The 6,373-nt window shown below is 72.4% G+C and carries 5 protein-coding genes and 2 pseudogenes; 4 read left to right on the top strand and 3 right to left on the bottom strand.

Annotated features, from left to right (window positions below):
* Nucleotides 1–288 (top strand): annotated as a pseudogene (locus ACILR4_RS28690) (patatin); the annotation flags it as partial.
* Nucleotides 289–322: 34 nt separating this feature from the next.
* Here the strand turns inward: ACILR4_RS28690 and ACILR4_RS28685 are convergent.
* Together ACILR4_RS28685 and ACILR4_RS28680 are read right to left on the bottom strand one after the other, a co-directional pair.
* Nucleotides 323–802 carry a prepilin-type N-terminal cleavage/methylation domain-containing protein gene (locus ACILR4_RS28685; protein WP_395704306.1) on the bottom strand — a complete coding sequence of 160 codons (480 nt, stop codon included), beginning with the start codon at nucleotides 800–802 and terminating at the stop codon, nucleotides 323–325.
* A gap of 44 nt (nucleotides 803–846) precedes the next feature.
* Entirely contained in the window at nucleotides 847–2,841 is a 1,995-nt protein-coding gene (locus ACILR4_RS28680) for a methyl-accepting chemotaxis protein (protein ID WP_395704305.1), read from the bottom strand.
* Nucleotides 2,842–3,109: 268 nt separating this feature from the next.
* Between ACILR4_RS28680 and ACILR4_RS28675 the strand changes: the two genes are divergently transcribed.
* The 3 genes from ACILR4_RS28675 to ACILR4_RS28665 are packed head-to-tail and all read left to right on the top strand — an operon-like array spanning nucleotide 3,110 to nucleotide 6,122.
* A complete protein-coding gene (locus tag ACILR4_RS28675; protein WP_395704304.1) occupies nucleotides 3,110–4,252 on the top strand; it encodes an acyl-CoA dehydrogenase family protein in 1,143 nt (380 codons plus the stop codon).
* Complete coding sequence (locus tag ACILR4_RS28670) at nucleotides 4,249–5,325, top strand: acyl-CoA dehydrogenase family protein (protein WP_395704303.1); 1,077 nt, start codon at nucleotides 4,249–4,251, stop codon at nucleotides 5,323–5,325. The genes ACILR4_RS28675 and ACILR4_RS28670 overlap by 4 nt, the downstream gene beginning before the upstream one ends.
* Before the next feature lie 8 nt (nucleotides 5,326–5,333).
* Nucleotides 5,334–6,122: an enoyl-CoA hydratase/isomerase family protein gene (locus tag ACILR4_RS28665; RefSeq protein ID WP_395704302.1), complete on the top strand. Its 789-nt coding sequence runs from the start codon at nucleotides 5,334–5,336 to the stop codon at nucleotides 6,120–6,122.
* A 19-nt stretch (nucleotides 6,123–6,141) separates the two neighbouring features.
* Here the strand turns inward: ACILR4_RS28665 and ACILR4_RS28660 are convergent.
* A pseudogene (locus tag ACILR4_RS28660) lies at nucleotides 6,142–6,373 on the bottom strand (hypothetical protein); the annotation flags it as partial.

Genomic DNA, 6,373 nt, shown 5'->3' with positions numbered 1-6,373 from the left:
GATCTCGACGAGGTGCCCAGCGGCCTGGCGCTGTTCCTGGACCAATGGCGGCCGCTGCGCAAGCGGCGCTACCGCCTGCCCTCGCTGCCGGCCTACCTGATGACGGTGATGGTGCTCTACAGCATCTCGCGCAGCCGCCGCTCGCGCGCGCTGACCGACCTGTACTTCAACCCGCCGCTGGACCGCGTGGGCCTGCTGCACTGGCACCGCTTCGACCGCATCGTGCAGCGCGGCTACGAGCACGCGGTGGGCGTACTGGCCGAGCGCAGCCAGACCATCCTGCTGTGAGGCCACCGCCCGCGGTGGCCGCTCATTTCGCGCACTAGCGGCAGTTCATCGGCAGCAGCTCGGCCGGCACGTCGGTGCGGTCCGGCCCCTGCGCCACCATGGGCCCGGGCGGCGTGGCATGGCCGCACAGCCAGGTGACGGGCACCACATGCTGGTCCGGCACCACCGCGGCGCGGAAGCTCAGCGTGCGGCCCTGCAGCTTGGGGTGGGCCTTGTTGCCGAACACCATCTGGATGGCGCCAGGCTCCACCCGCAGCGCCCGCACGTACTGGTTGACGATCAGCTCGGCCGGCGGCAGCAGCGCGGCGGCGTTGTCGGCCGGCCACTCCGCCCCCAGGCTCCAGGCCAGGCCCAGCGGCTTCTTGGCCACCTCGGCCAGCGGCGCGGCGTCGACGATCTGGCGGCGCACCAGGCCGCTGCTCATGTCCGGCAGCGCGATCATCGCGAGGATCGCGATCAGCGCCACCACCACCATCAGCTCGATCAGCGTGAAGCCGCGCCTCGGGGTCACCATGGCGCGCATTCTGCCGGGCCCGCCGCACGGCGGATGCCGCCCGGTCAAGGCAGGCGGAAGGCCGCCACCTCGGTGGCCAGCGCGCCGGCCTGGTCCTTCAGCGAACTGGCGGCCGCCGCGGTCTGCTCCACCAGCGCGGCGTTCTGCTGCGTGGCGGTGTCCATCTCGTGCACGGCCTGCGTGGTCTGGTGCACGCCGGCCGACTGCTCCCTGGCGCCGGTGGCGATCTCGGCCAGCAGCGCATTCACCCGCTGCGCGCTGGTGACGATCTCGCCGATCGCGCTGCCCGCGTCGCGCACGACCGCGGTGCCCGAGGCCACCTTCTCGACGCTGACGCCGATCAGCGACTTGATCTCGCGTGCGGCCGCGGCCGAGCGCTGCGCCAGCGAGCGCACCTCGCCGGCCACCACCGCGAAACCACGACCCTGCTCGCCGGCACGGGCGGCTTCCACCGCCGCGTTCAGCGCCAGGATGTTGGTCTGGAAGGCGATGCCGTCGATGGTGCCGATGATCTCGCCGATCTGGCGCGAGGACTGCTGGATCTCGTCCATCGTCGCGACCATCGCGCCGATGATGCGCCCGCCGCGCTCGGCCGCGCCGGCGTTCGAGGCGGCAATGCCGGCGGCCTCCTGCGCCGCGTCCGCGGTGTGCTTCACGGTGGCGGCGATCTGCTCCATCGCCGAGGCCGACTGCTCCAGGTTGGCCGCCGCCTGCTCGGTGCGCGACGACAGGTCCATCGAGCCGGCCGCGATCTCGCTGCTGGCATGCACGATGCTGTCCGACGCCCCGCGCACCTGGCCGACGATGTGGCGCAACGAGGCCTGCATCTCGGTCAGCGTGTGCATCAGGGCCGCGGCCTCGTCGGCGCCCCAGGCGCGCGGCGTGGTGGTGAGGTTGCCGTCGCGCATCGCGTTGATGTGGAAGGCCACCTCGCGCAGGCCGCCGTCCAGCACCTTGCGGAAGGCCATGAACAGGTAGGTCACCAGCAGCAGGCTGGCCACCAGCACGCCGCTGGTGAGCTTGCGTCCGGCCGCCAGGCCGTCCACGCGCACCGCGATCAGGCGGTCGAGCTCGTCGGTCGTGCGCTGCGTCAGCGCCTGCAGGGCGGCACCGGCGTGCTGGCCGGCCTGGGCCAGCGCCGCGGCGTCGCCCTTGGGGCCGCCTTCGGCCAGCAGGCTCTGTTCCACCTGCTTCAGGTAGGCCGTCACCTCGGCCAGCGCGGCCTCGGGCTTCACCGCAGCCTTCACGCCGGCGTTGTAGTCGTTGGCCTTGCCCAGGCCGGTGTCCAGTGCCGACAGGTTGCTGCTGGCCAGCACCGCCTGCTCGATCACGCTGCGCAGCTGCACCGGCGTGGCGCTGCCGCCGGCCAGCACCAGCGCGCCCAGGTCGCGCAGCTGGGCCAGTGATTCGGCCATCTGCGGCAGCCGGAAGTAGCTGGCGTCCATCAGGTAGTAGGTGTCGATGTCCGGGTCCAGCGTCAGGTTGGAGCCATCGGTCGCGCTGCCCAGCAGGTCCAGCAGCGCCTGCGCCTGTGCGTTGTACGCGGCCAGCAGCGCGTCCGGCGCGGCACCGGCGGCCGGCGCGGCCTGCACGGCCTGGCGGAACCGGGCCAGCGCCTTCTCGGTGCCCAATTCGGCACCCCACTGCTTTTCCACGCTATCGATGCGTGCCTGCCGGTCCTGCAGGTCCTTGCCCAGCGCCGCCAGCTCGGGCGGCGCGCTCTTCGTCAGGGCGCCCTGCAGCGCCAGCGCCCGCTGCTGCTGCAGCAGGTCCAGCATCGGCATCAGCGCGCGGCCATAGACCACGCCGTCGCGTTCCTTGGCCGAAAAGTCGATGGCCGCTGCCTTGTCGCCGAAGTAGCTCCAGGCCAGCGCGGCGATCGGCACCACGAACACCGTGGAGATGAGCATCGCCTTGGCCCGGAAGCCGATGCGGCGGAACAGCCGCACGCCCGGGGCCCACAGGCCGTGGTAGCGGAAGAATTCGCGCAGCCCGCCCTGCGGGACCGCGGCCTGGCTTGATCGTTCGAAGGACTGCATGGGATCTGGCCTCTTGCGGACACCAACCGTGGTCCCCGCACTATCGGGAAGTCTGGTAAAAGTGCAAACACCGATGAGCACCCGAAACCCGGCCCAGTTCGCGCATCGGCGCGATGCCGGGCGGCCGCGGCGCGGCGGTGTCGCCCAGGCGACTTGATCCACCGCATCCGTCCAGGAAAACCACCAGGCCGGCGGGCCGTCCGCAGCGCCGAATCCCTCCAGAATCGACCGCAGTCGCGATCTCGACAGGTCGCGGGAGAACCAGCCCATGCGGGCCCTGAGCATCGAACCCTGCAGCCTGCCGCCCGCCTGCGAGGCCCTGCGCACCGAGGTGCGCGCCTTCCTCGCCGAGGCGATGGCCGCGGTGCCGCCCGAGCGCCGCAACCGCAACTGGTCGGGCGCCGACGCCGACTTCAGCCGCCGCCTCGGCGAACGCGGCTGGATCGGCATGACCTGGCCGCGCCGCTACGGCGGCCACGAACGGTCCGCGCTCGAGCGCTACGTGGTGCTGGAAGAACTGCTGGCTGCCGGCGCGCCGGTGGGCGCGCACTGGGTGGCCGACCGGCAGAGCGGCCCGCTGCTGATGCGCTTCGCGCCCGAGACGCTGGCGCCGCGCATCGTGCCGCGCATCGCGCGCGGCGAGGTCTTCTTCTGCATCGGCATGAGCGAGCCGGACGCGGGCTCGGACCTGGCCTCGATCCGCACGCGGGCCGAGAAGAAGGGCGACGGTTGGGTGATCAACGGCCGCAAGGTCTGGACCTCGGGCGCCCACCGCGCGCACTACATGATCGCGCTGGTGCGCACCGGCACCGACCGCGCGGCTGACCGGCACCAGGGCCTGTCGCAGTTCCTGGTGGACATGCGCACGCCCGGCCTCACCGTGCGGCCGATCCTCAATCAACTGGGCGACCACGACTTCAACGAAGTCACCTTCGACGAGGTCTGGCTGCCCGACGAATGCCTGATCGGCGCCGAGGGCTCGGGCTGGCAGCAGGTGGGCGCCGAGCTGGCCTTCGAGCGCAGCGGCCCCGAGCGCTACCTCAGCTGCACGCAGCTGCTGCTGGAGATGCTGGACCAGGCCGACGCGGCCGACCCGCGCCAGGCCGAGGCGCTGGGCCGCGTGGTGGCGCAGTACGGCACGCTGCGGCAGATGTCGCTGGGCGTGGCCGGCATGCTGGCGCGCGGCGACAACCCCGCCCTGCCCGCCGCGCTGGTGAAGGACCAGGGCGCGCTGGTCGAGCAGGCCATGCCCGACCTGGCGCACGCGCTGTTCGGCGACCACGTGCCGCCCGGCTCCACGCTGGACAAGGCGATGCGCTACGCGACGCTCTCGGTGCCCTCGTTCTCGCTGCGCGGCGGCACGCGCGAGATCCTGCGCGGCATCATCGCGAAGGGATTAGAGCTGCGATGAACACCGCCACGCTGATCGCCGACACTGCCGAGCGCCTGTTCGCCGCGCAGGTGGACAAAGCCACGCGCGAACGCAGCGAACGCGGCGAGTTCGACACCGGGCTGTGGCAGCAGGTGGCCGAACTCGGCCTGCCGCGGCTGCTGGCCACGGAGGCTTCCGGCGGCTTCGGCCAGCCCTGGCGCCATGCCTTCGCAGTGCTGCGCGGCATCGGCTTCTGGCAGGTGCCGCTGCCGCTGGCCGAGACGATGCTGGCGCAACTGCTCGGCTCGCTGGCTGGCTTCGATCTGCCCGAGGGGCCGCTCACCGTGCTGCAGCAGGGCCGCGGCAACACGCTGCACATGGACGTTAGCAACGGCCGCGCGGTGCTGGGCGGCGAAGCCCATGGCGTGCCCTGGGCGCGCGATGCGCGGGCCGCCGTGCTGTCGCTGAACGACGGCCGCATCGCCTGGCTGCGGCTGGCGCCGGGCGGCGCGCTGCGCATCACGCCGCAGGCCAACCTGGCCGGCCTGCCCGCCGACACGCTGCACTTCGACGGCCTGCCGATCGAGGCGCTGGCCGACAACCCGCTGCCGCTGCACGAGCCGGTGTGGACCCTGGGCGCGCTGGCGCGCAGCGCGATGCTGGTGGGTGCGCTCGAATCGGCACTGGCGATGGCGGTGCAGTACGCCGGCGAGCGCGTGCAGTTCGGCAAGCCGATCGGGCGCAACCAGGCGCTGCAGCAGCAGCTGGCGCTGATGGCCGGCGACGTGGCCGCCGCCCGCATGGCCGCGCAGGTGGCCGCCGATGGCGCCCCCGCGGAACCCGACGACAGCGCGCTCACCACCCGCTTCGACGTGGCGGTGGCCAAGGTGCGCGCCGGCGAAGCCGCCACGCGCGGCACGGCCATCGCGCACCAGGTGCATGGCGCCATCGGCTTCACGCAGGCGCATGCGCTGCACTTCGCCACGCGCCGGCTGTGGGCCTGGCGCGCCGAGTTCGGCACCGATGCGCAGTGGGCCGCCGAACTCGGCCGCGCCGCCATCGCCGCGCGCGGCGCGGGCTTCTGGCCCGCGCTCACGCAACGCCACTTCTAACGTCCATCATGAGCGATCCCGCGTTTGTCCCCGATGTGCATGTCGAACTCGACGGTGCGGTCGCCACCGTCGAGATGCGGCGCCCGCCGCACAACTTCTTCGACATCCCGCTGCTGCAGCACCTGGCCGACGCCTTCGAGGACCTGGAGGCCGACCGCCGCTGCCATGCCATCGTGCTGGCCGCACAGGGCACCGCCTTCTGCGCCGGGGCCGACTTCTCCAACCGCGACGCCACGCCGCCGCAGCGCAGCCCGCGCGGCGTGAACCCGGTCTATGCCGAGGCGCTGCGCCTGTTCGCCTGCGGCAAGCCGGTGGTCGCCGCGGTGCACGGCGCGGCCGTGGGCGGCGGCCTGGGCCTGGCGCTGGTGGCCGATTTCCGCGTCACCTGCGCGGAGGCGAAGTTCAGCGCCAACTTCAACCGCCTGGGCTTCCACCCGGGCTTCGGCCTGTCGGTCACGCTGCCCCGCTTGATCGGCACCCAGCAGGCCGCGCTGATGTTCTACACCGGCCGGCGCATCGGCGGCGCCGAGGCGCACGCCATCGGCCTGGCCGACGGGCTGGTGCCGCAGGACCAGGTGCGCGCCGAGTCGCTGAAGCTCGCCCGCGAGATCGCCACCTCGGCGCCGCTGGCGGTGCAGTCCACCCGCGCCACGCTGCGCCGCGGCCTGGTCGAGCAGATCCGCAACGCCGTCGCCCATGAAAGCACCGAGCAGAACGCCCAGTTCAAGACGGCCGACTTCCGCGAAGGCGTGGCCGCCATGGCCGAGCGGCGCGAGCCGCGCTTCAGGGGCGAGTAGCTAACCTCGGAAAAACGCGTCAACGGTAGAACGCGTACCCCACCAGGATCGCCCCCACCAGCCCCACCGCGTCGGCGAACAGCCCGCAGGCCAGCGCCTGGCGGGTCTTCTTGATGTTGACGCTGCCGAAGTACACCGCCAGCACGTAGAAGGTGGTCTCGGTCGAGCCCTGGATGATGGCGGCGAGCTGACCCTGGAACGAACCGACGCCGTAGGTCTTCATCACGTCGACCATCAGCCCGCGCGCGCCG

The organism is Aquabacterium sp. (assembly GCF_044226965.1).
Lineage (GTDB): Bacteria > Pseudomonadota > Gammaproteobacteria > Burkholderiales > Burkholderiaceae_C > Pseudaquabacterium.
This window is presented reverse-complemented; position numbering and strand designations above follow the sequence as displayed.